Below are 2,544 nucleotides of genomic sequence, written 5' to 3'. Positions count from 1 at the left end.
TGTCCGTGGCCATGAAAAAGTCCCCGCGGGTGGCCGGGTGCAGGTCCCCGCGGGTGGCCGTGTGAGGTCCCCGCTGGTGGCCGAGTAGAAGTCCCCGGTCCCTCGTCGTGTCGTATGCCGGGTTGAGGCCCTGGGCGGTGACGGTGGCGGTTGTCGAAGCCAGCCGCCGCACCACCCAGGGGTCTCCCATTGAAGTCTGCGAGGGAACGGATGGACATCATTTCGGCCTATCGGGAGGTGGGCAGTTATCGCGGTGCGGCCGCGATCTGCGCCACGTCACCGAAGACCGTGCGTCGGGTCATCGAACGGCATGAGGCGGGAGGTGTTGTCCCGCAACGCAAACCGCGGTCCCGGAACTACGAGTCGGTCGCCGAGCTCGTGGCCGGGCGGGTCGCGAAGACCAAGGGCAGGATCTCGGCGAAGCGGTTGCTGCCCGAGGCTCGCGCCGCTGGTTACGAGGGCTCGGCACGCAACTTCCGCCGCCTGGTCGCCGACGTGAAGGCCGACTGGCGCCGCGATCACCATCGCGGGCGTCGTCCGGCGGTGTGGTCCCCGGGTGAGCACCTGGTCATCGACTGGGGCGTGATCGCCGGGCTGCACGTGTTCTGCGCGGTGTTGGCGTGGTCGCGGGTGCGGTTCGTCCGCTTCGCCGTCGACGAGCGCGCCGAGACCACGCTGTCGATGCTCGCCGAGTGCTTCGAGACCATCGGTGGGGTCCCGAAGGTCGTGCTCGCCGATCGGATGGGCTGCCTCAAAGCCGCCGTGGTCGCCGACCGGGTCGTCCCGACAGCGGACTACGTGCGCTTGGCCTCCCACTACCGATTCCGGCCGGACTTCTGCCAAGGCGAGGACCCGGAGTCCAAGGGCATCGTGGAGAACCTCGTCGGCTACGCCAAGCGAGACCTGATCATCGGCTGCGACCTCGACACCGGGGCGGATGACCGGCCGGTCGATCTGGCCGCCGCGAACGAGGCGGCGCGGCGGTGGTGCGCCGAGGTCAACGCCGCGATCCACACCGAGATCGCCGCGGTCCCGGCCCTGCGCCTGGCCGAACACGAGCTCGCCGTGCTCGGTGGGTTGCCGTCGCTGCGGCCGCGGATCACCGGTCCGGCGGTGATCCGCAAGGTCGACCGGCTCTCGTGTGTCCGGTTCGGCTCGGCCCGCTACTCGGTGCCCACCACAGCGATCGGCTCCCGGGTCGAGGTCCGCACCCACGCCGACCGGCTCACCATCCTGTCCACCGGCAGCCCGGGTGGGGTGGTCGGGGCGGGGGTGGTGTTGGCCGAGCATCGCCTGGTCGGGCCGGGTGAGGCGTCGGTGATCGACGCCCACTACGGCGGTCCCCGCCCCGAGCGGCCGGTTCGGGCAGTCCGCCCGAAGACCGCGGACGAGAAGGCGTTCTGCGCGCTCGGCCCCGTCGCGCAGTGCTTCCTGACCGGCGCCGCTGCGGCCGGATCCGCCAGGCTGGGCTCCGAGCTGGGTGAGCTTCTCGCCCTCGGTCAGGCCCACGGCGAGCAGGCCCTGCTCGACGCTCTGGCCCGCGCGTCGGCGTTTAGGCGGTGGCGGGCCGAGGACATCCGGTCCATCCTCGCCGCCGGCGCCGCCGCACCCCGCCCACGACTGGCCGGAGAAGCCCTCGTGGTCGAGCTGCCCGCGGTCTCGACCCGCTCCCTGGCCGACTACGCCGTCTTCACCGACACCGCGACGCCCACCGCCGGTCGCGTCGAGGGTGATGCGTCATGACCGCCGACAAGGCCCCAGCGCTCGGCGCGGACATCGAGGCCGGGCTCAAGCGGCTCAAGCTCGCCGCGATGCGCCGCCTGGCACCGGAGTTGCTGCTCACCGCCCGCACCCAGCGTTGGCGGCCTGAGGAGCTGCTGCGGGTGCTGGTCGAGGCCGAGGTCGCCGCCCGCGACGCCTCCAACATCGCAAACCGACGCAAGGCCGCCGGGTTCCCCGTCGCGAAGACCCTCGACGAGTTCGACCTGTCTGCCTCCTCGATCCCCCGGGCGACGTTCGACTACCTCGCCTCGCTCGAATGGATCCGGGCGCCGGAGAACCTCGCCCTGGTCGGGCCGGCAGGGACCGGGAAGTCCCACCTGCTCGTCGCGCTCGGCAGCGCGGCGGTCGAGGCCGGGCACCGGGTCCGCTACTTCACCGCCGCCGAGCTGGTCGAATCCCTCTACCGCGGCCTGGCCGACAACTCCGTCGGTCGACTCATCGACCTCACCCTGCGCCACGACTTGATCATCATCGATGAGATCGGGTTCGCCCCCCTCGACGACACCGCCGCTCAGCTGCTGTTCCGACTCGTCGCGGCAGCCTACGAACGCCGCAGCCTCGCGATCAGCTCGCACTGGCCCTTCGACCAATGGGGACGGTTCATGCCTGAGCACACCACTGCGGTCAGCCTCCTGGACCGGCTGCTGCACCACGCCCAGGTCGTCGTCACCAGCGGTGACTCCTACCGCATGCGCGAAGCTCGAACCGCGAAGAAGGCAGCCGCCATCAAGACCGCCTGAGAACCCGCGGACCAGGGACTTT

3 protein-coding genes are annotated in these 2,544 nt (G+C 71.1%); 2 read left to right on the top strand and 1 reads right to left on the bottom strand.

The genetic code is table 11. From position 1 onward, the window contains the following. On the bottom strand, nt 1-190 hold a 190-nt coding region (locus tag AB7I40_RS23770; protein ID WP_428348177.1), incomplete at its 3' end, for a hypothetical protein. Between AB7I40_RS23770 and istA the strand changes: the two genes are divergently transcribed. Beyond that, entirely contained in the window at nt 190-1,743 is a 1,554-nt protein-coding gene (istA, locus tag AB7I40_RS23765) for an IS21 family transposase (RefSeq protein WP_428348176.1), read from the top strand. The genes AB7I40_RS23770 and istA overlap by 1 nt on opposite strands. Then, nucleotides 1,740-2,522 (top strand): IS21-like element helper ATPase IstB, encoded by a 783-nt coding sequence (gene istB, locus AB7I40_RS23760; protein WP_428348175.1) that lies wholly within the window; start codon nt 1,740-1,742, stop codon nt 2,520-2,522. Before istA ends, istB begins: the two co-directional genes overlap by 4 nt. Nucleotides 2,523-2,544: the final 22 nt, after the last annotated feature.

Source organism: Nocardioides sp. (assembly GCF_050246775.1).
In the GTDB taxonomy this organism is placed as follows: Bacteria; Actinomycetota; Actinomycetes; order Propionibacteriales; family Nocardioidaceae; genus Nocardioides.
This window is presented reverse-complemented; position numbering and strand designations above follow the sequence as displayed.